The sequence below is a fragment of the Streptomyces sp. NPDC048420 genome, assembly GCF_040651535.1.
Lineage (GTDB): Bacteria > Actinomycetota > Actinomycetes > Streptomycetales > Streptomycetaceae > Streptomyces.
The window spans coordinates 48,178-72,399 of record NZ_JBEZKG010000033.1 but is presented as its reverse complement, the minus strand read 5'-3'; the positions used below and the strand labels follow the sequence as shown (position 1 = coordinate 72,399).

The 24,222-nt window shown below is 69.9% G+C and carries 18 protein-coding genes and 1 other RNA gene; 7 read left to right on the top strand and 12 right to left on the bottom strand.

Annotated features, from left to right (window positions below):
- Positions 1 to 259: 259 nt before the first annotated feature.
- Positions 260 to 1,315, bottom strand: a complete 1,056-nt coding sequence (locus AB0D34_RS40885; RefSeq protein ID WP_362671697.1) for a hypothetical protein — start codon at positions 1,313 to 1,315, stop codon at positions 260 to 262.
- A gap of 150 nt (positions 1,316 to 1,465) precedes the next feature.
- On the bottom strand, positions 1,466 to 2,449 hold the full coding sequence (locus AB0D34_RS40880) for a LysR family transcriptional regulator (protein WP_362671694.1): 984 nt from the start codon (positions 2,447 to 2,449) through the stop codon (positions 1,466 to 1,468).
- Between the two features lie 83 nt (positions 2,450 to 2,532).
- Between AB0D34_RS40880 and AB0D34_RS40875 the strand changes: the two genes are divergently transcribed.
- From AB0D34_RS40875 to AB0D34_RS40850, 6 genes are all read left to right on the top strand, one after another.
- Entirely contained in the window at positions 2,533 to 3,837 is a 1,305-nt protein-coding gene (locus AB0D34_RS40875; RefSeq protein ID WP_362671692.1) for an MFS transporter, read from the top strand.
- A gap of 417 nt (positions 3,838 to 4,254) precedes the next feature.
- Positions 4,255 to 5,547, top strand: coding sequence for an extracellular solute-binding protein (locus AB0D34_RS40870; RefSeq protein WP_362671689.1), 1,293 nt, complete (start codon positions 4,255 to 4,257; stop codon positions 5,545 to 5,547).
- Complete coding sequence (locus AB0D34_RS40865; protein ID WP_362671686.1) at positions 5,544 to 6,488, top strand: sugar ABC transporter permease; 945 nt, start codon at positions 5,544 to 5,546, stop codon at positions 6,486 to 6,488. The genes AB0D34_RS40870 and AB0D34_RS40865 overlap by 4 nt, the downstream gene beginning before the upstream one ends.
- Complete coding sequence (locus tag AB0D34_RS40860; protein WP_362671684.1) at positions 6,485 to 7,309, top strand: carbohydrate ABC transporter permease; 825 nt, start codon at positions 6,485 to 6,487, stop codon at positions 7,307 to 7,309. Before AB0D34_RS40865 ends, AB0D34_RS40860 begins: the two co-directional genes overlap by 4 nt.
- Positions 7,310 to 7,322: 13 nt before the next feature.
- Complete coding sequence (gene yicI, locus AB0D34_RS40855) at positions 7,323 to 9,572, top strand: alpha-xylosidase (RefSeq protein ID WP_362671681.1); 2,250 nt, start codon at positions 7,323 to 7,325, stop codon at positions 9,570 to 9,572.
- Positions 9,572 to 10,576 (top strand): LacI family DNA-binding transcriptional regulator, encoded by a 1,005-nt coding sequence (locus AB0D34_RS40850; protein ID WP_362671679.1) that lies wholly within the window; start codon positions 9,572 to 9,574, stop codon positions 10,574 to 10,576. Before yicI ends, AB0D34_RS40850 begins: the two co-directional genes overlap by 1 nt.
- 77 nt (positions 10,577 to 10,653) lie before the next feature.
- On the opposite strand, the gene AB0D34_RS40845 is transcribed toward AB0D34_RS40850, so the two are convergent.
- From AB0D34_RS40845 to ftsE, 7 genes are all read right to left on the bottom strand, one after another.
- Positions 10,654 to 11,343 carry a hypothetical protein gene (locus tag AB0D34_RS40845; RefSeq protein ID WP_362671677.1) on the bottom strand — a complete coding sequence of 230 codons (690 nt, stop codon included), beginning with the start codon at positions 11,341 to 11,343 and terminating at the stop codon, positions 10,654 to 10,656.
- Positions 11,340 to 15,833: a ricin-type beta-trefoil lectin domain protein gene (locus AB0D34_RS40840; protein ID WP_362671675.1), complete on the bottom strand. Its 4,494-nt coding sequence runs from the start codon at positions 15,831 to 15,833 to the stop codon at positions 11,340 to 11,342. The genes AB0D34_RS40845 and AB0D34_RS40840 overlap by 4 nt, the downstream gene beginning before the upstream one ends.
- A 202-nt stretch (positions 15,834 to 16,035) precedes the next feature.
- Positions 16,036 to 16,422: a transfer-messenger RNA gene (gene ssrA / locus AB0D34_RS40835) on the bottom strand.
- A 91-nt stretch (positions 16,423 to 16,513) separates the two neighbouring features.
- Positions 16,514 to 17,056, bottom strand: coding sequence for an SsrA-binding protein SmpB (gene smpB, locus AB0D34_RS40830; RefSeq protein WP_362671714.1), 543 nt, complete (start codon positions 17,054 to 17,056; stop codon positions 16,514 to 16,516).
- 157 nt (positions 17,057 to 17,213) lie between these two features.
- A complete protein-coding gene (locus tag AB0D34_RS40825) occupies positions 17,214 to 18,386 on the bottom strand; it encodes a S41 family peptidase (RefSeq protein ID WP_362671672.1) in 1,173 nt (390 codons plus the stop codon).
- Between the two features lie 68 nt (positions 18,387 to 18,454).
- Complete coding sequence (gene ftsX, locus AB0D34_RS40820) at positions 18,455 to 19,372, bottom strand: permease-like cell division protein FtsX (protein ID WP_356597219.1); 918 nt, start codon at positions 19,370 to 19,372, stop codon at positions 18,455 to 18,457.
- 42 nt (positions 19,373 to 19,414) lie between these two features.
- Positions 19,415 to 20,104 (bottom strand): cell division ATP-binding protein FtsE, encoded by a 690-nt coding sequence (gene ftsE, locus AB0D34_RS40815; RefSeq protein WP_362671669.1) that lies wholly within the window; start codon positions 20,102 to 20,104, stop codon positions 19,415 to 19,417.
- A gap of 236 nt (positions 20,105 to 20,340) precedes the next feature.
- Here ftsE and AB0D34_RS40810 point away from each other — a divergent pair, with 236 nt between their 5' ends.
- Complete coding sequence (locus tag AB0D34_RS40810) at positions 20,341 to 20,532, top strand: hypothetical protein (protein ID WP_362671666.1); 192 nt, start codon at positions 20,341 to 20,343, stop codon at positions 20,530 to 20,532.
- 142 nt (positions 20,533 to 20,674) lie between these two features.
- On the opposite strand, the gene AB0D34_RS40805 is transcribed toward AB0D34_RS40810, so the two are convergent.
- The 3 genes from AB0D34_RS40805 to AB0D34_RS40795 form a co-directional block, all read right to left on the bottom strand.
- Entirely contained in the window at positions 20,675 to 21,373 is a 699-nt protein-coding gene (locus tag AB0D34_RS40805; RefSeq protein ID WP_362671664.1) for a hypothetical protein, read from the bottom strand.
- A gap of 291 nt (positions 21,374 to 21,664) precedes the next feature.
- Positions 21,665 to 22,768: a peptide chain release factor 2 gene (gene prfB, locus AB0D34_RS40800; protein ID WP_362671661.1), complete on the bottom strand. Its 1,104-nt coding sequence runs from the start codon at positions 22,766 to 22,768 to the stop codon at positions 21,665 to 21,667.
- A gap of 173 nt (positions 22,769 to 22,941) precedes the next feature.
- On the bottom strand, positions 22,942 to 24,198 hold the full coding sequence (locus AB0D34_RS40795) for a serine/threonine-protein kinase (protein ID WP_362671658.1): 1,257 nt from the start codon (positions 24,196 to 24,198) through the stop codon (positions 22,942 to 22,944).
- Positions 24,199 to 24,222: the final 24 nt, after the last annotated feature.

Below are 24,222 nucleotides of genomic sequence, written 5' to 3'. Positions count from 1 at the left end.
GGACGGCGCGGGGGCCGAGGTGCCGGAAGTCTCCGACGCGACGGACACGGAGCCGGCCGAACCGGCAAAGCCCCTGGGTGCGGAGCCCGGACGGCGGATGCGGGATGACATCAGAGGATGTGCTCCGGGGACGGGGAGAGCGGGACGCCGGACGGCGCGGGGGCCGAGGTGCCGGAAGTCTCCGACGCGACGGACACGGAGCCGGCCGAACCGGCAAAGCCCCTGGGTGCGGAGCCCGGACGGCGAGTGCGGGATGACATCAGAGGATGTGCTCCGGGGACGGGGAGAGCGGGGCGTCGGAGGGCGGGGCGGGAGCGGAGGTGCCGGGCCCGGCGGTCTCCGATGTCTCCGACGCGATGGGGGTGGGCGAGGCCGGGCCGTCGGCGACCGTGCCGGGTCCGGCGCTGCCACCCGTGGTCTCGGTCGGGGCGACCGAGGGGTCGGGGGTGCTGCTGGTGGGCGGGGTGACCGAGGCGCTGGGCGGCGGGGTGACCGACTGCGTCGGCTGCGTCGACGGGCCGGTGCTGACCGACGGGTTGCCGCCCGGCTGGGTGGCGGTCGCCGACGGATCGGCGGACACTCCCGTGCTGCCCGGGCTCACGGCGGCACCGGGCGCGCTGCCGCTGACCCCGGGCGCCGGTGTCACTCCGCCGCTGACCGTCGGGATGGTCCCCGGTGTCATTCCGTCCGGGACGGACTGTTCGGCGGACTCGGCCGGCATCGGGCTGGTGTCGACCTTGCCGGCCGGGGTGTCGTCCTTCGGTCCTGTCACGGGGAGCCAGGGCGCGTTGGAGTTGCCGGACAGCAGGGTGACGACGATGACGACGGCGTAGACCGCGCAGGCCAGACCGACGGCCATGCCGATCCGGCGGAAGCGGCGGCTGCGGCGGCCCGACTCGTCGACGAAGACCGGGCCGTCGGAGCTCTCGGACCCGCTGTCGCCCGCGGGGCCACCGCCCTCGATGCGGTCGTCGCCGGTCACGCTGATCGCGTCGAGCTGGACGGTCACCTCGTGCGGGTCGTGGGTGTGAGCGGCACCGCTGCCGGACTCGTCCCACGGGTCGCGTACGACGGCTCTGCGGCCGGCCGGTTCCGGGACGTCGTCACGTCCGCGGTCGGCTCTCGGGGCGCCGGGGAAGTCCCGGTCCGTCTCCTCGGCCTCTGCTCCGGTTCCGTCCACCCCTCTGGTTTCCGCGGTTTCCGGAAACGACTGGGTGGCGCCGCCCACCAAAGGTGTGTCCTGGGTCGCTGATGCCGCCTCGGGCCATTCCAGTTGGGCGTCTTCTCGCCACTTCTTCACGTTCTTCACGCGCACGCACATCCCCCCACGGGCTGTTCTGGGCGCGCAATCGACCTTGAGCACACGTCGGCTGAACCGGGCCCCCACCCGGTCCGAGCGCCCCCTTACCACACCGTGCTCAGGCAACGAATGTAGCGCACGCGAAGGATGTGTGTTTGCCGCGTGTCAGTTGGGGACGTTCATATCGTGCTCATCGATGGCTGGAATCCATCCATCATCGGGCCGCCGGAGCCAGCCGTGTTCGACGGACAGTTCGACCGCGGCCCGCCGGAGGGCGTCGAAAGCGGGGTGCACCAGACCCTTCCGCCACACCAGTGACACGGGCGACAGCGGTACCGGGTCAACCAGCGGACGCAGCACGGTGGCGGGCATGGCCGGAAAATCCACCACCGCGAGAATCGGGTTCCGGGTCTTCGCCATGATCCGCTGGAACTCCTCGTCGCCGACCGCGAGCGGGGCCGGCGGGGCGATCCCGATGCCTCGTCCTTCGAACAGCCGACGAGCGAGATCAGTCCATTCCGGAGTACGTGGATTTCCGGCCCCGGCGTACACGGTCTCGCCCTCCAGCGCGGCCAGCGGCACCCGCTCCAGGGAGGCCAGCCGGTGATCCTCGGGCAGGACGACCGCCATGGGCTCGTAGCGCACGGGCTGGTGGTCGAGGCCCGCCCGCAGCGCCGGGTCCAGCCCGGCGAACCGGCCGAAGGAGGCGTCGAGGCGACCGGCCAGCAGTTCCCCGGCCGCGCCGGTCAGGCCGCTCTCGTAACGGGCCATCAACTCCAGGTCAGGGGCGATCTCCCGGGCCCGGAGCAGCACGCTGCGGGCGGTGGCCTGGTCGGGGAAGTTCAGGTCCACGAGCAGCGGGCGGGCCTGGGTGAAGGCGGCGAGCAGCTCGTCCTGGGCGTCCAGGGCGCGGCGGGCGTACGGCACCAGTCGCTCACCGTCGGCGGTCAGCGTCACCTGCCGGGTCGTCCGCACGAACAGCTCGGCGCCCAACTCCCGCTCCAGCCGCCGTACGTCACGGCTGAGCGCCTGCTGGGCGACGTAGAGCCGGGCCGCGGCGCGCGTGAAGTGGAGCTCGTCGGCGACGGCGAGGAAGGCGCGCAGGAGGCGGGGGTCGAGATGGTGGGGACTCGGGGTGGGCGCGGACATTGCGCGAACTTACAACACGGGTGCGTGAATCGGTACGGAGAAGGTGTTGGACCCCTTGATCGTCCCCGCGCGACGGTAGGAGCATGCCGCAACCGAACCGTCCGATGTTCACCACGACCGCCGACGCGCTCGTCATCGTCGACTTCAGCCCGCGAGGTGGACGAAGCCCGCGAGGTGGACGAAGCCCGCGCACCCCCGGCCCCTACCGCCGTCTTCTCGCCACCCCCGGAGCCCGTGCCTTCACCATCGGGAACCTTCTCGCCCGGCTGCCCATGGGCATGTTCAGCGTCAGCGCGGTCATCATGATCGCCGGGACGCGTGGGTCGTACGGCCTCGCCGGCGCCGTCACCGCGACCGGGCTGGCGGCGACGGCCGTGGTCGCCCCATGGACCGCACGGCTCGTCGACCGACACGGACAGGCCAAGATCGCCGTACCGGCCACGGCCCTGGCCGCGCTGGGCTCCCTCGCGCTGCTGCTGTGCGTCCGCCTCGGGGCACCGGCCTGGACGCTCTTCCTGTCGTACGCCGCCACCGCGACGACCCCCAACCTCGGCGGCATGTCCCGCGCCCGCTGGGCCCACCTCCTCGCCGGCGACGAGCAGTCCCTGCATGTCGCGAACTCCTTCGAACAGGCCGTGGACGAGGCGTGCTTCATGCTGGGCCCGGTGCTGGCGGCCGCCCTGTGCGCGTCCGTATTCCCGGAGGCGGGCACGCTGGTCGGGGTGGCGCTGCTGGTGACGGGGGTGCTGGTGTTCACGGCACAGCGTTCGACGGAGCCGCCGGTGCGTGAGCGGGCGCCCTCGGAGGCCCCCTTCCGTGCTCCCGGTTTCCGCCCCCTCCTCGCCGTCTGTCTCGCCATGGGTGCCGTGTTCGGTTCCATGGAGGTCGTCACCATCGCGTTCGCCGACGCGCAGGGACACCGCTCGGCGGCCGGGGTCGTGCTGGCGCTCCAGGCGGCCGGTTCGTGTGCGGCGGGGCTGGTGTACGGGGCGAGGCGGCGGACCGGGTCCATCGAGGACCGGTACGTGTGGTGCGTCGCCGCGATGACGGCCCTGCTGACGCTGCCGCTGCTGGCCGCCTCCCGCACCGGCTCCCTGTTCGCCCTGGCGGCCGCGCTGCTGGTCGCCGGGATGGCGACCGCCCCGACGATGGTCACCGGAATGACCCTGGTCCAGCGGCGCACCCCGCCCGGCCGCCTCAACGAGGGCATGACCCTCGCGGTGACCGGCCTGCTCGGCGGGATCGCCTGCGGCAGCGCGGCCGGCGGCTGGACGGCGGAGCACGTGTCGCCGGTGGCGGGCTTCGGCGTCCCGGTCACGGCGGCAGCGGCGGCCCTGATGATCGCCCTCGTGTCGACGAGAACAACGACACCATCCCCCTCACCATGACCAGCCCGCTCAACCGCACCTCGCCCAACAGCGGGCTACAGCGCCCCGGTCACGGCAGCCACGGCCGCCCTTAACCACCCCCACGTCGACGAGAACAACGACACCATCCCCCTCACCATGACCAGCCCGCCCAGCGGGAGCGCGGGGCCGCGGCTGAACGACGGAGCACACCTCCCCGGTGGCAGGTGGGCCGCGAGGTCCCGTCGCAGCCGCACGCGCGGTTCTGATCATCGCCTCCCGTCGACCCAGTCGTCGAATCGCTTCACCTGATCCTGCATAACCCATTGACGACCTCCAAAGCCCCCACATACGTTCCTTCGTCGAAGCGCTTCGACAGGGGTCGTCGAATCGAGTCGAATCGACGACCCCTGCGCGGCGCCCGGCCCGAAGCACCATCCGACTCCCCGGAGGTACGGGATGTTGACGGCACGAAGGCGTGTGGTGGCGACGGTGGCGGTCCTGACCGGATCGCTGCTGTTGACCTCCTGCGGAGGCTCGGACAGCGGGTCCTCCGACGGGAAGACGCTCCGGCTGTGGCACTACGAGGGACCGACCAGCGCGATGGGCATCGCCTGGAACGAGGCGATCAAGGAGTTCGAGGCCCAGCACCCGGGCGTGAAGGTGGAGTTCGAGGAGAAGAGCTTCGACCAGATCCAGAAGACCGCCCCGATGGTCCTCAACTCCTCGGACGCGCCCGACCTCATGGAGTACAACAAGGGCAACGCGACCGCGGGCCTGCTCTCCAAGCAGGGCCTGCTCACCGACCTCACGGCAGAGGCCACCAAGCGCGGCTGGGACAAGAAGCTCAGCCCGAGCGTGCGCACCACCAGCCTCTACGACACCAACGGCGTGATGGGCTCCGGCAAGTGGTACGGCGTCCCCAACTACGCCGAGTACACGCTGGTCTACTACAACAAGGACCTCTTCAAGAAGTACGGCATCGCCGAGCCGAAGACGCTCGCCGAACTCACCGCCGCCATGGACAGGTTCGTCCAGGAGGGCATCACCCCGCTCGCCAACGGCGGCGCCGCCTACCCCGCCCAGCAGTACCTCTACCAGCTGGCCCTCTCCAAGGCCGACCGCTCCTGGGTCGACGCCTACCAGCTCTACAAGGGCAAGACCGACTTCCACGACGCGGCCTGGACCTACGGCGCCGACACCTTCGCCGACTGGGTGAAGAAGGGCTACTTCAGCAAGACCTCCAGCGGCCAGAACGAGGAGGCCGCCGGGGTCTCCTTCACCTCCGGCAAGGCACCGATCCTGTTCTCCGGCAGCTGGTGGTACGGCCGCTTCAAGACGGAGAACAAGTTCGACTGGGGCACCTTCCGCTGGCCCGACTCCAAGCTCACCCTCGGCTCCGGCGGCAACCTCTGGGTCGTACCGAAGGGTTCGAAGAACAAGGACCTCGCCTACGACTTCATCGACATCACCATGTCGAAGAAGATCCAGAACCTGCTCGGCAACTCCGGCGGCGTCCCGGTCGCGGCCGACGCCTCCGCCATCACCGACCCCCAGTCGAAGACCCTGATCGAGAACTTCAACACACTCTCCGAGAACGACGGCCTGGCCTTCTACCCCGACTGGCCGGTCCCCGGCTTCTACGACGTCCTCGTCTCCGAGACCCAGAAGCTGATCACGGGCAGTGAGAAGCCCGATGGCTACCTCAGCAATCTCCAGGAGGCCTACGACAAGGGCGCGCCGAAGCAATGACGGTGACCGTCGAGCGGAGTGCGCGGGCGGCCGGCAAGGGAAACACGCAGAAACCCGCTCGCCGCACCCGCGACTCCTACGCCCTCTTCCTCCTCCCCGGCGCCCTCGCCTTCCTCGCGGTCATCGTCCTGCCGTTCGTGATGAACACGTATGTGAGCTTCACGGACTGGCAGGGCGTGGGCTCCCCCGAGTGGTCCGGGCTCGCCAACTACCGCGAGCTGATGGACGACTCCGAGTTCTGGGCGTCGTTCCGGCACAGCCTGTTCATGGTCGTGGCGATGGCGGCGATCCCCACGGCTCTCGGACTGGTCCTGGCCGCCGCCCTGTTCGACCACGTCGGCAAGCACTTCGGCACCCGGACCGCGGCCGTGCTGCGCGCCTGCTTCTACCTCCCCCAGGTCCTGCCGATCGCGGTCGCCGGCATCGTCTGGAGCTGGATCCTGGCCCCGGACAACGGCTCCCTCAACGCCCTCCTCAAGGCGATCGGCCTCGGCAGCTGGCAGCAGGACTGGCTCGGTGACCCCGACCTCGCGCTCTACAGCGTCATGGGCGTCATGGTGTGGGTCCAACTCGGCTTCCCGCTGGTCATCTTCATGGCGGGCCTCCAGCGTGTGGACCCCCAACTCCACGAGGCGGCCGAGCTGGACGGCGCCGGCTGGTGGCGCCGCTTCTGGCACATCACGCTGCCGCAGATCCGCCCAGAGATCTACGTCGTCCTCACCTGGTGCTCGATCGCCGCGCTCAAGGTGTTCGGCGCGGTGTACGTGCTCACGAAGGGCGGCCCGGGCGGCGCCACGAACGTCCCCTCCTACTTCTCCTTCACCACGTTCTTCGAGAAGACGCAGGTCGGCTACGGCGCCGCGATCTCCACCGTGCTGACGGTGATCATCCTCGCGCTCTCCCTGATCGGTCTCAGGCTCCAGGAGAGGACCGACGCATGACGACCGCCCTGCGCCGCTACCCGGTGCTGATCGCCCTGTGCCTCGCGGCCCTGTTCATGGTCGTGCCGTTCCTGATCGTCACGGTCAACGCCTTCAAGTCCCCCGCCGAGTACGCCCAGAACGGCCCCCTCAGCCTCCCCGACGGCTTCTACACGGACGGCATCAAGGACTTCTGGGAACGCGTCGACTTCGGCCAGAAGCTCGCCAACTCGGTGCTGATCAGCGGCTCGGTGGCGGTGCTGGCCGTGATCCTGTCGGTCCTGAACGCCTACGCGATCGGCATCGGCCGTATCAAGGGCCGCACCTGGGTGCTCGCCTTCTTCGTCCTGGCGAACATGCTGCCGCAGGAGGCGCTGGTCTACCCGGTCTACTACCTGAGCAAGGAAGTCGGCCTCTACGACACCAGGCTGAGCGTGATCATCGTCTTCACGGTGATCCAGGCGGCGTTCGGCACGTATCTGCTCTCCGCCGTCCTCGGCCAGTTCCCGCGCGAGATCCTCGAGGCGGCCCGGATCGACGGCGCGAGCAAGTGGCAGGTGCTGTGGCGGATCGTCGTGCCCGTCAGCCGTCCCACCCTCGGTGTGCTGCTGGTCTTCTTCTTCATCTGGACCTGGAACGAGTTCCTGCTCCCCCTGGTCATGCTGATCTCCAACGACAACCAGACCGTCTCGGTCGCCCTCGGCGTCCTCCAGGGCCAGCGCCTGATGGACGCCACGATGACCAACGCGGCCGCCCTCCTCGGTGTGCTTCCCGCGATCGTCTTCTTCCTCGTGTTCCAGCGAACCCTCACCCGCGGTATCGCCGTGGGTGCCGTGAAGTAAGGACCCCCCACCGATGAAGTTCACCGACGGCTACTGGCTGCTGCGCGAGGGCGTCACCGCGGATCATCCGGCCGTGGTCCACGAGGTCGTCGCCTCCGACGGCGGGCTCGAGATCCACGCGCCGTCCCAGCCCATCCGCCACCGCGGCGACCTGTTGAAGGGACCGGTCGTGACGATCAGCGCCCACGCCCCGATGCCCGACGTCATCGGCATCACCTTCACCCACTTCGAGGGCGAGCAGCCGGACCGCCCCGAATTCGAGCTCGTGAAAGAGGAGTTCACCCCCCACACCGGGTCCGACGAGGCCTCCGCGACCCTCACCTCGGGCTCGCTGTCGGTCCGGTTCGCCCGCACCGGCCCCTGGCAGGTCGACTTCCTCGCCGACGGCCGGGTCCTCACCAGCAGCGGCACCAAGAACATGGGCATCCTGCGGGACGCGACCGGGGCGCACTACCTGCGCGAGCAACTCAACCTGACCGTCGGCACCTCGGTGTACGGCCTCGGCGAACGGTTCGGACCGCTGGTCAAGAACGGCCAGGTCGTCGACATCTGGAACGCCGACGGCGGCACGGCCACCGAACAGGCCTACAAGAACGTCCCGTTCTACCTGACGGACGCGGGCTACGGCGTCTTCGTCGACCACCCCGGCAAGGTCTCCTTCGAGGTCGGCTCGGAGGCGGTCTCCCGGGTGCAGTTCAGCGCCGAGACCCAGGAGCTGACGTACTACGTCATCCACGGCCCGAGTCCCAAGGAGATCATCCGCAAGTACACGGCCCTCACCGGCCGTCCGGCCCTCCCGCCCGCCTGGTCCTTCGGCCTGTGGCTGTCGACGTCCTTCACGACGTCGTACGACGAGGAGACGGTGACCTCCTTCATCGACGGCATGAAGGACCGCGAACTGCCCCTGTCCGTCTTCCACTTCGACTGCTTCTGGATGCGCGAGTTCAACTGGTGCGACTTCCAGTGGGACCCGCGGGTCTTCCCCGACCCGGAGGGCATGCTCGCGCGGCTGCACGAGCGGGGCCTGAGGGTGTCCGTGTGGATCAACCCGTACATCGCCCAGAGATCGCCCCTGTTCGCAGAGGGCAAGGCGCTCGGCCATCTCCTCAAGCGCCCGGACGGCAGCGTCTGGCAGTGGGACCTGTGGCAGCCCGGCATGGCCCTGGTCGACTTCACCAGCCCGGCCGCCCGCGACTGGTACGCGTCCAAGCTGGAGGCGCTCCTCGCCCAGGGCGTGGACTGCTTCAAGACCGACTTCGGCGAGCGGGTCCCGCTGGACGTGGAGTGGTCCGACGGCTCCGACCCGGAGCGGATGCACAACTACTACACCTACCTCTACAACCGGACCGTCTTCGACGTGCTGCGCAAGCACCGCGGTGAGGAGGAGGCGGTGGTCTTCGCCCGCTCGGCGACCGCGGGCAGCCAGAAGTTCCCGGTGCACTGGGGCGGCGACTGCGAGGCGACCTACGAGTCGATGGCCGAGTCGCTGCGCGGCGGGCTGTCGCTGGGGCTCTCCGGCTTCGGTTTCTGGAGCCACGACATCGGCGGCTTCGAGGGCACGCCGACACCGGCGCTCTTCAAACGGTGGCTGGCCTTCGGCATGCTGTCCTCCCACAGCCGTCTGCACGGCAGCTCGTCGTACCGGGTCCCGTGGCTGTTCGACGAGGAGTCCGTGGACGTCCTGCGGCACTTCACCCGCCTCAAGCTGAGCCTCATGCCGTATCTCTACGAGGCCGCGCGCACCGCCCACACCGAGGGCGTGCCGGTGATGCGGGCGATGGTCCTGGAGTTCCCGGACGACCCCGGGTGCGCGCACCTGGAGCGGCAGTACATGCTGGGCCCGGATCTGCTGGTGGCACCGGTGTTCAGTGACTCGGGGGAGGTCTCGTACTACGTCCCCGAGGGCACCTGGACCCACTTCGTGACCGGCGAGACGGTGACCGGGCCGCGCTGGGTGCGCGAGCAGCACGACTTCCTGAGCGTGCCGCTGCTGGTCAGGCCGGGTGCCGTGATCCCGGTCGGCGCGGTGGCCGACCGGCCCGACTACGACCACGCCGACGAGGTGACCCTGCGGGCGTACGGCCTCGCGCGGGGCGAGCAGGTCACGGTACGGGTCGGCGAGGTCGCCTTCACCGTCGTACGCGAAGGGGACACGCTGCGGGCGTCCTGCGGTGACCCGTCGGCGCCCTGGAGTCTGGCGGCCGGAGACAGGACGGCACGGGCACAGGCGGGCACCGGGTTCCTCTCCCTGGAGCTGGGCTGATGGTGAAGATCACGGATGTGGCGCGGCGGGCCGGGGTCTCCCCCAGCACCGTCTCCTACGCCCTCAGCGGCAAGCGCCCGATCTCCGAGGAGACCCGGAAGCGGGTCGAGGAGGCCATCCGCGAGCTGGGCTACCGGCCGCACGCGGGCGCCCGCGCCCTGGCCGGCCGACGGTCGAACGTACTGGCGCTGGTCGTGCCCTTACGGACCGGGATCCACGTCCCGACCGTGATGCGGTTCGCGGTGTCGGTGGTGACGACGGCCCGGCGCCACGACCACGACGTGCTGCTGCTGACCCAGGAGGAGGGCGAGGACGGTCTGTGCCGGGTGTCGGACACGGCCCTGGTCGACGGGCTGATCGTGATGGACGTCCAACTGGACGATCCCCGGCTGCCGTTGCTGCGCACACTGGATCTGCCGTCGGTGCTGATCGGCTTCCCTGCCGCCTCGGAGGGGCTGACCTGTGTCGACCTCGACTTCCGGGCGGCGGGCGAGGCGTGCGTGGAACACCTGGCACGGCTGGGCCACCGCTCGGTGGCCCTGGTCGGCTCCCCTCCGGAGGTGTACATGCGCCGGACGGCCTTCGCCCAGCGTGTGGTCCAGGGCTTCACGGCCGCCGCCGACCGCCACGGGATGTCGTCGACCGTCCACCCCTGCGAGCCCGGCACGGCCCGCGAGGCCGCCGAGCGACTGCTGCGCGAACAGCCCGCGTTGACGGGTGTGGTCGTCCACAACGAGCCCCTGCTGGAGCCGCTGATCGTCGCCTTCCGGCACCTGGGGCTGCGGGTGCCGGATGATCTCTCGGTCACCGCGATCTGCCCCGACGAGGTGGCCGAGTCGGCCCGCGTCCCGGTCACCTCGGTCGCCCTGCCGTCCGCGGAGTTGGGCTCGCGGGCCGTGGAACTCCTGGTGAAGAGGCTGGACGGGACGGCCGTACCGGAGTCGACACTGCTGCCTCCGCGGATGACGGAGCGGGCCAGTACGGGGAGGCGGACGGTGTCCTGACGCGCAGGCGGAGACCGCACGGACGAAGGCCCGCACTCGGTCGAGTACGGGCCCTCACTCTTTTTTCGAGGGAGTCGCTAGGCGAGTCCGCCGTAGGTGACAGTCCTGGCCGGGCCCGCTTCACGGGCCACGCGCACGGCCAGGTCACGGCCTCGCAGGTCCAGTTCGGCGCGCCTTTCGTCGTCCTTCGCTTCGTCCCGGTCCTTCAGGTACTGCTCCATGCCGGCGTTGAAGTCGGCCGCCCAGTTGTACAGGTCCGCGACCAGTTCGTCGGACAGGTCCAGTCCGACGGCGGGGTCGTCGGGAGCGAAGTCCCCGAACCCCTCCGCGCGGAGGGGGTGCCACTTGTACTCGCCCTCGACGGTGATGCGGAGCGGATACGGCGGCGTGTCGTGCTCGTCGAGGGACCAGTGCAGTCGCCTGCACCCCCAGCAGACGAACTTGTCGGTGGCGTACGCGTCGTCCCAGTACCGCACCGTCCACTGCGGCCCGAGGTACCTGGCCAGCGCCTGGGCGACCTCCAGCCCCTGCTTCGCATGCCTGCGCACGGTCTGGCGGGACGCGGACCCTCCTTCGGGGCGGGCCCGCGACCAGGACGTCAGCCGGTCGGCCAGGGACTCGGTCAGCCCGAGCCCCGGGTCGTCGAGTGCGACGGACCGGGTGAACCGGGAGAGGTCGTCGTCGCCCTCCTCGTCCGCGAGATACAGCGGTGAGTCGTCACCCTGCGCACGGACGAGCAGACGGCGTGGCGCTTGCGTCCAGGTCATGCGGGGTTCGCTCCCACGATGAACCCGTTGTTGCCCACCGTGATGGCCACCCGCTGGGTCCTGCCGTTGTACACGGTCTCGTAGATCATCCGACCGCCGTCGGAGCCCTGTTCGCCCACGATCTTGCCCTCGCTCAGTGCCTTGTTGAGAAGCTTGGGAATGTCCTCGGACGCTACACCGCGCTCGATGAACTCTCCCGCGTGCCGGAAGATGATGTGGATGAGCCCCGACTTCTTGTTGCCCATCTCCAGCCAGGCCACCGGCACACCGGGCCGCGGATAGCGCACCGTCATCACGACGTCCGCCCGGTTGAAGTTGGCACCGCTCGCCTCCAGCTTGCGCACCAGGTCCAGGTCGACGCTGTTCGCCGCCTTCGCCCGTTCCGCCATGCGTTCCGAGAGGCGCAACGCCATCCCCGCGAGGCTGTCGGGATCCGCGAGGTCCGCCGCGGACGGGTTCTCCCCGAAGAGCTTCTTCAGGTCGCCGAGGAGCTTCTCCGCTCCCCGCCCCGTCTTGATCGCGTCCTCGACGAGCTTGGTGGCCTTCAGCGCCTCGGTGATTTTGCCACCCGGAATGAAGGTGGCGGCCGCCCAGGCGCATCCCGCCGACGATCCGCCGTCGTCGGAAGGCGTGAACTGGTGGTAGCACTGGACGAAGTCCTCGACAAGGATGCCGTAGGCGAGGTTGGCGACGAACAGGCCCAGGCTCTGCAGTCCGGCCTTCTCCACCTCCCAGAAGCTGAAGTGGTAGGTGATCTTCTTCGACAGCCCCTTCTGCGGTTGTGAACCGAGGAAGAAGGTGTCCGCCTTCGGGCAGCCCGACTCCGAGGCGGGGACGTCCGGATTGGCGCAGTAGTAGAAGCTGACGATCGCGTCGAAGTGGAACTCGAACTCCACCGTGCAGCCGTCGACGGTGAGCGTGCAGCCGTTGAGCTGCTTCGGCTGCTCGGTCAGAGTGATCTTGTCGATGACGAGGAAGGTGTTGTCCTGGCCGGTCGCCGCACCCTTGGCGACCTGCTCGTTCGCCCCCTTGTTCGCCGCCTGCTCGGCGGCTTCCTGCGCCGACTCCGCGTACTTCTGCGCGTCCTTGGCAGCCTCCTCCGCCGCAGTCGCCTCCGCGTCCGCCCGGTCGGCCGCCGCACGGGCGTCCTTCGCGGACTGTTCGGCCTGGGCGGCCGCTGTGCGGGCGGCCTCCGCGTCCAGGGCGGCCTGGTCGGCGGAGGAGCGGGCGTCCACCGCGTAGGTCTCGGCCTGGTCGGCCGCCCGGTCGGCGGCTGCCGCGTCCTCGGTGGCCTGGCGGTCGTACTCCTTGGCGCGGGCGAGGGACGCCTGCGCGTCGGCCGCGTACTGGGCCGCCTCGGCGGCGTAACCCAGCGCCTCCTTCGCCGACCTTCGGGCGTCGGCCGCGAACCCTGCGGCCTCCGCGGCCAGGGTGTACGCCGCCTTCGCGTCACCGGTCGCCGCCGCGGCGAGGCTCGCCGCCTGGGCCGCGTTCTTCTGCGCGTTGGCCGCGTGCGCCTCGGCGACCGCCTGCTGCTGCTCGGCGATCGTCTTCGACGCCTGACCCGACAGGACGGCGAGGCCCGCAGCCGAGTCGGTGGTGACGTACGGCGCACCCAGCTGGATCGCGTCGTTCGCCGGAGCCGCCACCTGCTGGGCCGCGTTGCCGGCGTCCGCCGCCGCCTGCGCGGTGGTGTAGGCGTGCCCGGCCGCGTCGGCCGCGCCCGCGACCGCCTTGGCGGCCTCCGCCTTCGCCGCGTCGGCCTGCTTCATGGCGTCAGCGGCGTGCTTCTGTGCCTCGTCGGCCAGCTTCACGGCCGTACGGGCGGCTGAGGCGGACGCCTCGGACGCCTTGATGGCGTCGGCGGCGGCGCTGGTCGCCGTACGGACGGCCGCGTCGGCCCGCAGCTTGGCGGCCTGGGCCGCGTCCGCGTCGGAGCGGGCCCGCTGGGCGGCCGCCTCCGCGCGCGTGGCGGCGGCGTCCGCGTCGGCCGCGGCCTGGGTCGCCGCGTCCGCCTCGGAACGGGCCGAGCGTGCGGCCGACTCGGCCTCGCCGGCGGCCTTGTCCGCCTGGTCGGCGGCGGCGCGGGACTCCGTGGCATCGGATGCCGAGTCATGCGCCTCGGCGTAGGCGTCCTTGGCGTTGGCCTTGGCACGGGCCGCGTTGGCCTGGCTCTCGGCGTCCCACGCGTCGTCCCGCTTGCCCTTGGCCCGGTCCCGGGCGGCCTCGGCGTCCTGCCGCTTGGCGCGGGCCGTGGACTCGGAGTTCTCCGCCCGGCCCTTGGCCTCGTCGGCGGTCTTGGCGTAGCCCTGCGCGTTCTCCTTGTGCTGCGCGGCCTCCGCCTGCTTGGCGGCGGCGGTCTCCTTCTCCGCCTTCGCCGTGGCCGCCTCGGCCTCCGCCGCGAGCCGCTTGGCGTGCGCGTCGGCGGCGGCCGCCTTCGCGTCGGCCTCCGCCTTCTGCGTCTCGGCGAGCTTGGCCTTCGCGAGGTCGCGGGCGGCCTTGGCGGTCTGCGCCTGGACGGCGGCCGCGTCGGCCGCGGCCTTCGCCTGGGCCCGGGCCTCGTTCGCGGCCGCGGTACGGAAGGCGGCCTTCGACTGCGCGGCCTGCGTCAGCGCGCGGGCGGCGACGGTGGCGCTGTCCCCGGCGGCGGCACGAGTGGCCGCGTAGGCGGTGTCACCGGCCTTGGCCAGGGCATCCAGCGCGGCGGCCGACGCCTTGGTGACCTGCGCCTTCTGCTGCCCCACGAGCAGACCCCGACCGCGCGGCGCACCCGCCTTGTCGGCGATGCCGTACGCCGCCGTCAGCGCGGTGTCCGACGTGGTGGCGGCCGTCTTCGCCGTCGTGGCCTGGGCCTTGAGCAGGTCGAGCTGCTTCTTCGCCTCGGTCTGGGCGGCCGTGACGCCCTGCTTCGCCTTGTCGAACTGCGCCTTGGTGGGGTAGTCGAGATCGTCGGTGCCCTGGTGCCCGGACGGGACGACGTCGAACTGCTGCGGGGCCTTGCCGGTGCAGTCCCACATCCGGCCGTCCTGGCTGTTGTTGTACGTCGCCAGGTCCAGGCAGTTGCCGGTGCCCGGGTTGTACAGCCGGGAGGTGCCGTGGGTGCCGTACTGCCACTTCTGCGAGGCCCCGGTGCCACAGGTGGAGATCTGCACGGCCGTACCGTTGGCGCTCGCGCCGCCCTTGACGGTCAGGCACTTGCCCGAGTTGGGGTTGACCAGGGTGTCGCCGGAGATCTGCCACTTCTGCCCGGCGCTGCCGTTGCAGGTGTAGATCTGCACGGGCGTGCCGTTGTCCTTCTTGCCGCCCGCCACGTCAAGGCACTTGTCGGTGGCCCCGTGGGCGTGCACGACGAACGGGCTGGTGCCGATCCAGCCGGGGCCGCCGGCGGACCAGTAGTCCTGCCAGCGGACCAGATGGTCGGCCCGCCAGGACAGTCCGAGGAGTTCACCGAGCGCCTTGGAGCCGGCGGCGAGCGCCTTGGTGGCGTTCTTGTTGGCGGTCAGGATCTGGTTGCGCGGGGTGGCCTGCGCGGCGATCTCCTGCTGCCACTCGGCGGAGGCTGCGGCGACCTCCTTGCCGAGCACCCTGTTCGGGTCGACCGGGGTGCGCCAGGCGCAGGACGCGAACCGGGACTTCAGATCCTCTACGGCGATGCGGTACTCGACGCTGCCCGGCTCGGGCGCGGTGCGCGGGAAGCCGCCGTAGGACAGGAAGAGCCGGGCGTTGTCGGCGGCCGTCGGCTCCATCGACCAGTTCACCAGGTGGTCGTAGGCCTGGTGTTCCTCGTACTCCTGATTCCAGTCGGGCGCCTTCGGGTCGGGGTCGCCCCCGTACAGCGGGTCACCCAGGTCCTTGACCGCCTTGACGGTGGCCTCGTCGGCCTCGGGGGTCAGGTCGCGGTAGAAGTCGCCCTCCGACTTCCAGAACTGCTCCCAGATCCACTTGGAGATGCCGGTCTGCTGGAAGAAGTTCGGGCGGTCGTCACCGCTCGTACCGGGTGGCCATTCGAAGTCGGCGACCGACTTGAAGCCACCAGGCGTGGGCAGCCCGGAGATCTCGAAGTCCCGGATGTGGTCGTAGAGCACGGTGCCCTCCTTGTCGGCGGCGTCCCTGTCCTGCTCGAACGCCGTCGACAGCGGAGTGTCGTTCCAGTACTCCCGGTTCGCCGCGGTGTGCAGCTTGTCCGGCGTCTGGTTCAGCCCGCCCTGCGCGACGCCGAACATGGCGGGTCCGCCCATCCGCAGCACCTCGCCCAACAGGCACTGGTCCTGCCGGAGTTGCTCGGCGGCCTTGGCATCGAAACCGTCGTAGCTGTCGGCGCTGTCGGCGCTGTCGGCCACGGAAGCCATGTCGTCGGCCGCATACCGGCTGATCAGGTCCGGCTGTACGGCGGCCGACCCGATCAGGGCCACGGCGACGGCGGATGTCAGCAGTGGTGTGAGCAGCCCGGATCTCGTTCGGGCATGCGTGAAGAGCCGAGGTCTCGGCATGGTGGTGTCCTCCCCCTGGCGCCCTGGGTCGGAGTGGTCGGCTCCGCACGGCGCGGCGCTCACCTTAGACATAGGCGTCGGGTACAGGACAAGAGTTTCCTGGGTTACATGTGAGCAACATGTGAAAGCCGGGGCATGACGAAGGCCCCGCTGCCATCAAGCAGCGGGGCCTTCGCCCACATGGGGTTGTCCCCGAGGGGACGAGTGGAGATGGCGGGAATCGAACCCGCGTCCAACGGTGCAGAATCAGGGCTTCTCCGTGTGCAGTTCGCTGCGATTTTCTCGGCCCCGGCGATCACGCGAACAAGTCGCCGACGGGCCCAGTCACTGTTTGGTTTCCCATCGAACCCCGTGACCGGGCTCGATGGTTTAGTCCCCTAGATTATGCCAGGGTCCGGGTCGGGAACACCCCCGGGCTGACACCCGTTAGGGCCTTCGCTCACTGCTTATTAGGCAGCGAGGGCGAAGACGCGGGAATCGCTCTTGGAATTGGCGATTATTGGTTGCGACATATGGTTAACGAGATCATTGCCGCTTCCTCGACACGCTTCCCCTGCTTCAACAGCCGCTGTCGAAACCGATCATCCCCATGTTGTTTTATCAAGGCACATCGGCCAGTGGCCGGTGTTGACACCATCGTACGTGACCAACGCACGTCGATGCCACCGTATTCCCCGGGGCTACACGCCCCGCTGCTTCCGCTTCGCCGCGGCGATCGCGCGGTCCGACTCCCGCCGGTCCTGCTTCTCGCGCAGCGTTTGCCGCTTGTCGTACTCCTTCTTGCCTCGCGCGAGCGCGATCTCGGCCTTGGCCCGGCCGTTGATGAAGTACAGAGAGAGGGGCACGATCGTGTGACCCGTCTCCTGGGCCTTCGTCTCCAGCTTGTCGATCTCCTCGCGGTGCAGCAGCAGCTTGCGCTTGCGGCGCGCGGAGTGGTTGGTCCAGCTGCCCTGGTGGTACTCCGGGATGTGCGCGTTGTGCAGCCACGCCTCACCCCGGTCGATCTGGACGAAGCCGTCGGTCAGCGAGGTCCGGCCCTCACGCAGCGACTTGACCTCGGTGCCGGTGAGCACGAGCCCGGCCTCGTAGGTGTCGACGATCGCGTAGTCGTGCCGCGCCTTCTTGTTCTGGGCGACAAGCTTCCGCTTGCCCCCCTTCTCCCCGTCCCGGGCCTTACCGCCCCCGCCACCCTGCTTCGGCTGGGACTCCTTCGGTACGTACATTCCCTTGCTCATAGTGCTGCCCATTTTCGCACTAGTGAGGGGGTCCGAGGCCAGCCCTTAATCAAGCGGCGAGGAGACCCACCTATAGGGGCGCGGGGAACTGCGCGACAAGCCACGACGCTGCCGCACCCGACAGCCGACCGCTCCCGGCACTTCCCTAGTCGCCCAACCCCCCAAGCACCGTCTCGGCCTGCCGAAGAGCCCCCTCGTCGGCCTCCAGGTCAGGCGTGATCCCCCGCCCGTCGACCCCCCGCCCCGACGGAGTCCGGTAGTGCCCCACAGTCAGTTCAGCCACAGACCCGTCCGGCAGCCGGCTGGGCATCTGCACGGAGCCCTTGCCGAAGGTCCGGGATCCCACGACCACGGCTCGCCCACGGTCCTGGAGAGCCCCGGTGAGCAGCTCCGCCGCGCTCATCGTCCCCCCGTCGACAAGAGCGACCAACGCCCGGGTCGTATCCCCACCGGGCTCCGCGTGCAACGCCTGCTGCGACCCGTCCACGTCGTACGTCGCCACCAGCCCCCCGTCGAGGAAGACGGATGCCGTGGTGACGGCCTCGGTGACCAGCCCACCGGAGTTCCCGCGCAGGTCGAGGACGATCCCCCCGCCGGCCGGAGCCTCGCGCACGGCGTCCCGCACCTCGTCCCCGACTCCCTTGGTGAACGAGTCGATCTTGATGACGGTGATCCCGCCGGCGAGTTCTCGAACGGTGACCGAGTCCGTGGACAGCCGCGCACGCCGTACGGTCTCCGTCCACGCGCGCGTGCCCCGCTGCAGGCCCAGCTTCACCGCCGTACCGGCGGCCGCGTCCGTGGCGTCACCGCGCAGTAAGGAGACGACCTCGGTGACGGGCCGCCCGTCGGCGGAGGTGCCGTCGACACTGCGCAGCAGATCGCCGCGGCGGATCCCGGCGGCGGCCGCGGGCGAGTCCGAGCTCACCTTGGTCACTTCGATACGGCCGTCCCGCTCGCGCCGCGCCCACAGGCCGACGCCGGTGTACTGGCCGTCAAGGGCCTCCTCGAACTCCTCGTACTCGCCTTGGGAGTAGACGGCCCCCCAGCGGTCCCCGCTGCGGCTGACGGCACGCTCGGCGGCCTCCATGGGGGACTGGCCCTGGGCCATGGCCTCCTCGGCGGCCTTGGCCACGTCCTCGTGGTGATCCGCGGAAAGGGCCGAACGGGCCTGCTCCGACGAGGACTTCCGGTCGGTGCCGTCGGCCTCGGGGAAGGAGCCGGTGGCCGCGCCGGCCACCAGGACGCTCGCGAACACCAATGTCAGGGCCGCCCCGCGGCGGATGCGGCGGGGCTGACAAAACAGGTCTCGGCCTGACATGCCGGTGAGTCTAGGACAACGCAAGAGGGCCGCACGGCCGGTTGACCGTACGGCCCTCTTGGCATGCGTCACACCTTCAGGTACTTGCGCAGCGCGAAGAACGCGGCCAACGCGGGCATCAGCACGCTCGCGGCCAGGATGAGCGGCAGCTTCGTCAGTACGGCGTCCCAGCCCACGAAGTTGATGAGGTTGAGCTTCGTGGCCAGGGCCATGCCGTGGTCGACGGTGAAGTACCGGCCGACGACCAGGAAGACACAGGCGAGCCCGCCGCCGATCGCCCCGGCGACGGCGGCCTCCATGATGAACGGCGCCTGGATGTAGAAACCGGAGGCGCCCACCAGCCGCATGATCCCGGTCTCCCGCCGACGGCTGAACGCCGAGACACGCACCGTGTTGACGATCAGCAGCAGGGCGACGATCAGCATGAGCGCCATCACGCCGAGCGCGGCCCGGTTCATCAGGTTCAGCATCGTGAAGAGGTTGTCCAGAATGCCCTTCTGGTCCTGCACGGACTGCACCCCGTCACGCCCGTTGAACGCGGTCGCGATGACCTGGTACTTCTCCGGGTCCTTCAGCTTGATCCGGTACGACTCCTGCATCTGGTCCGGCGTGAGGGAGGCGGCCAGCGGGGAGTCGCCGAACTGCTCCTTGTAGTGCTTGTAGGCCTCGTCCTGGGACTCGTGGACGACCGTCTCGACGACCGACATCTTCTTCAGGTCGGAGAGGATGTCCTTCTTCTGGTCCTCGGTGACCGCGCCCTTGGCGCAGTTGGGGTCCGACTCGGCGTCGCTCTTGTTGCAGAGGAAGATCGAGACGTTGACCTTGTCGTACCAGTAGCCCTTCATGGCACCGACCTGGTCGCTCATCAGGAGCGACCCGCCGAACAGGGCGAGCGACAGGGCGACGGAGACGATGACGGCGAACGTCATCGTCAGGTTGCGACGGAGACCGACACCGATCTCGGAGAGTACGAACTGGGCGCGCATGGCGTCTTCTTCAGGCCTTTCCGGGGACTCTACGAACGGCGGTCAGTGCTGGTAGCCGTAGACGCCGCGTGCCTGGTCGCGGACGAGGCGGCCCTTCTCCAGCTCGATGACGCGCTTGCGCATCTGGTCCACGATGTTCTGGTCGTGCGTCGCCATCAGCACGGTCGTGCCCGTCCGGTTGATCCGGTCGAGCAGCTTCATGATGCCGACGGAGGTCTGCGGGTCGAGGTTGCCGGTGGGCTCGTCGGCGATCAGCAGCTTGGGCCGGTTCACGAAGGCCCGCGCGATGGCCACACGCTGCTGCTCACCGCCGGACAGCTCGCCGGGCATCCGCTCCTCCTTGCCGCCGAGCCCGACGAGGTCGAGCACCTGCGGCACGGACTTGCGGATCTCGCCGCGCGACTTGCCGATGACCTCCTGCGCGAAGGCCACGTTCTCGGCGACGGTCTTGTTCGGCAGCAGCCGGAAGTCCTGGAACACTGTCCCCAGCTGGCGGCGCATCTGCGGCACCTTCCAGTTGGACAGGCGCGCGAGGTCCTTGCCCAGAACGTGCACCTGCCCCTGGCTGGTCCGCTCCTCGCGGAGCACCAGTCGCAGGAAGGTGGACTTTCCGGAGCCGGAGGACCCCACGAGGAACACGAACTCGCCCTTCTCCACTTCCAGGGAGACATCCCTGAGTGCGGGGCGGGTCTGCTTGGGGTAGACCTTGGATACGTTGTCGAATCGGATCACGGATGCACCACGGTAGGCCGGGGGTAGATGAGCGTGACCATACGCGAACCGGGTGCGCGAGCGCAGGCGTCGGTTCGGGTTGTGTATCGGATGGGCGGTTTTGTACCCACCTGGCAAACCCCCCTTCGGCAGCGCACAGGCGGCCCTCAGAGGAACCTGGCACAGTAGGGAAGGGAACGTTCTGCTGTCCGGGAGCGTTCTCCAGTACGGAACCGTCGGCAAGAAGGGTGACGCGCATGACGTACGACCGCCTGGTGTGCGCAAACTGTGCGGCGCCCGTGAGCGAGGGCCGGTGCCCCGTGTGCCGCGCGAACCGCCAGCGCCTGCAGCAGGAGAACCTCTTCGCGGGCCTGAACCCGATGACCCTGATCGCCCTGCTCGCCGTCCTGATCGCGGCGGTGGCTCTGCTGGCGCACCAGACCGCGTAGGCGGCACCCCGAGGGCCGCGAGGGCCGCGAGGGCCCCTGCGAGCACCCCAAGGACACAGGAAGGGCCCGGAGCGAACCCGCTCCGGGCCCTTCGCCGTACGGCATGCGCACGTTAAGCAGATGTGCGACTACCGGGAGTCACCTAGGCGGCAGCGCCACCACGGCCGCCCGCGAGGCGCGGCAGGATACGGAAGCCGATGCCACCGGCGATCATCGTCGCGGCACCGATCACCAGGAAGGCGGTCTGCCCGGCACCGGTCTCGGCGAGCTGCGCGCCACCCGTGCCCTGGGCGGCGGTGTCGGACGTGGTGTCCGCGCCGCTCTCGGTGAGGGCCGAGGAGCCCTCCTCCTGGGTGGAGGTGTTGGAGCCGCCGTCGGGGCTGGTGTTGCTGTTGCCGCCCCCGGCGTTGCCGTTCCCGTTGCCATTCCCGTTGCCGTTGCCATTCCCGTTCCCGGTGCCCGGGTCGGTCGGGTCCTCGGGCTCGGTGGGCTCCTGGGTGGGAGGCTCCTCCGGGTCCGTCGGCTCCTCGGTGACCGGCGGCGTCTCCGGGTCGGTCGGGATGCCGGGGTCGGTCGGGGTCCCCGGGTCGGTGGGCTCGTTGGGCTCGGTCGGGATGCCGCCGCCCGGGTCACCGGGGTTGCCCGGGTCACCGGGGTCGCCGGGGTTGCCCGGGTCGTCGTCACCGAGGCCGGTGTCGACGTTCACGCCGACCCCGCTCTCGCCGACGCTCACACCGATCTCCAGCGCGGAAGCGGCGCCGGCAGCGGTCAGCGAGGCACCGGCCGCGATCACGGCACCGGCGGCTATGCGCGCGATCCGGATCCGCGTCTTCTTCGTCATGTGGTTGCTACCCCCAGTAGCTCATCGTCAATGAGGCGGCGCTCGGGGCCGTGATCGACGGAGGAAGGTAGCTGTACTCAAATCCCCCGGTTCACATGCGCCCCAGAGATACGCATGCCGCGCTTTACCTTTCCCATTTTTCAAAGCATCGTCAAGGGCGTTGCGGGCGCGATGTCCGGGTTGGCGCTCTTTGCCGGGGAAAGCGGTCTGTGAGTGTGATGTAAAACCCAGACATAAAGCAAACTGCCGCCCGAGGGCGGCAGTTGCGAAGGGGTTGTCAAGTCGACAAAGTTACTTCTCCTGCTGCTTGCGCCAGCGAATTCCGGCTTCGATGAAGCCGTCGATCTCGCCGTTGAACACAGCCTCGGGGTTGCCGACCTCGAACTCGGTGCGCAGGTCCTTGACCATCTGGTACGGGTGCAGGACGTACGAACGCATCTGGTTGCCCCAGGAGCTGCCGCCGTCCTTGAGGGCGTCCATCTTGGCCCGCTCCTCCTGGCGCTGCCGCTCCAGCAGCTTCGCCTGGAGGACGTTCATCGCGGTCGCCTTGTTCTGGATCTGCGACCGCTCGTTCTGACAGGAGACGACGATGCCGGTGGGGAGGTGGGTCAACCGCACCGCGGAGTCGGTGGTGTTGACACCCTGTCCGCCGGGCCCGGACGAGCGGTACACGTCCACGCGCAACTCGGACTCGTCGATCTCGATGTGGTCGGTCTGCTCGACCACGGGCAGGATCTCGACACCCGCGAAGGAGGTCTGACGGCGGCCCTGGTTGTCGAACGGCGAGATCCGGACGAGCCGGTGGGTGCCCTGCTCGACGGAGAGCGTCCCGTAGGCGTACGGCGCCTGCACGGCGAAGGTGGTCGACTTGATGCCGGCCTCTTCGGCGTACGACGTCTCGATGAGCTCGGTCTTGTAGCCCTTCTGCTCCGCCCAGCGCAGGTACATCCGCTGCAGCTTCTCCGCGAAGTCGGCGGCGTCGACGCCACCGGCCTCGGCACGGATGTTGACCAGCGCCTCACGGGAGTCGTACTCGCCGGACAGGAGGGTCCGCACCTCCATCTCGTCGAGCGCCTTCTTGACGGCGGTGAGTTCGGACTCGGCCTCGGTACGGGTGTCCGGGTCGTCCTCCTCCTCGGCCATCTCGAAGAGCACGGCGAGATCGTCGATCCGCCCGCGCAGAGCCTCGGCCTTGCGCACCTCCGCCTGGAGGTGGGACAGCTTGCTGGTGATCTTCTGCGCCTCGTCCGGGTTGTCCCACAGGGACGGCGCGGCCGCCTGCTCCTCGAGCACGGCGATGTCTGCCCTCAGCTTGTCGAGGTCCAGAACGGCCTCGATCGACTCCATGGTCGAGGAGAGGGACTTGAGCTCTTCGGATACATCGACGACTGCCACGCCCTCCAGCCTAACGGCTGTGGCAACCGAGCTCGCCCGCCAGGCCACGTGATCCGTTCAGCCCCTCCGGCGTTTGAGGAGCGGGGGTCGAAGGGGGCAGCACCCCCTGGGAACGGGACGGGTAGGGGCGGCGGGGGCGAAACACCCGGGCGGTCACCCCCACCCACCCCGCCTCACGGCGAAACCGGCGCCGAATTCTTCGTGTCCTGAGGAGACGCCCCCGCATCGTCCCCCGACGTCGCCGCCCACACCCCGGCCCCCGCCGCGGCGACCAGCAGAACCGCCGCCACCCCCACCACCAGCCGACGCCGCCGCGTGGTAGCCCGATGCCGGGCGGACCCCGGCCGAGGCGCCCCGGCGGGCCGAGGCACCCGAGCAGTCCCCCGCGCACCCCCGGCCAGCTCGTCCGGCCCCGGCACCCTCATCGACGTATGCGTGTCCCGATTGGAGTCGGCGGGCTTGGCCCCCGGCACCAACGGCACAGCTCCCCGCCGCACCGGCCGCCCGGAGGCAACGGGCTCCGCGGAGGCGTCCGCGGCCGCGTCCTCCGCGCCCTGCTCCTCCGCCGGCTCCGCATCCGGCTCGTCCACGTCCAACGGCGGCATCCCGGCCAGCAACGGCAACAGCTCCCGCAACCGCGCGCCCAGCTCGGAGGCGCGCAACCGGGACGCCGGCGCCTTCGCCAGACACTGCACGATCAGCTGCCACAGCTCGTCGGGGATGCCCGGCAGCGGCACCACCGTCTCCGTCACATGCCGGCGCAGCACCGCCCCCGGATGTCCGCCCCCGAACGGCGTGAACCCGGCCAGCAGTTCGTACAGCACGGTCGCGAGGGCGTAGATGTCCACGGACGCGCGCGGCGGCAGCCCCTCGACGATCTCGGGCGCCAGATAGTCCGGCGTCCCGATGATCTTCGTGGCCTTGGTCCGCCGCGGCGAGTCGATGAGCTTGGCCACACCGAAGTCGGTCAGCAGTGCCGGATGGGACCCACCGGGCCCCAGTGGCCCCTGCATGTCCAGCAGGATGTTCTCCGGCTTCACGTCCCGGTGCACGACCCCCTTCGCGTGCGCCGCGGCCAGCCCGTCCGCGACGTCCGCCACGATCGCCGCCGCCGCCTCGGGCGCGAGCCGCTTCTCCCGGTCGAGCCGGGTGCGCAGATCGGTGCCCCGGACCAGGTCCATGACGAGCGCGAGGTCGTTGCCGTCGACCACGAGGTCGCGAACGGAGACCACGTGGGGGTGCTCCAGGCCGAGCAGCGCCGTCCGCTCCTGCACGAAGCGCCCGACGAGCTCCTGGTCGGACGCGAGGTCCTCACGCAGCAGCTTGACGGCGACGGGCCCCTCGGGACCCTCACCCAGCCACACCGTGCCGGCGCTGCCCCGCCCCAGGATCTGGTTGGCGGTGTACCGGCTGCCGATCTTCCGTGCCAAGACTGCTCCTACAGACGCGTGTGC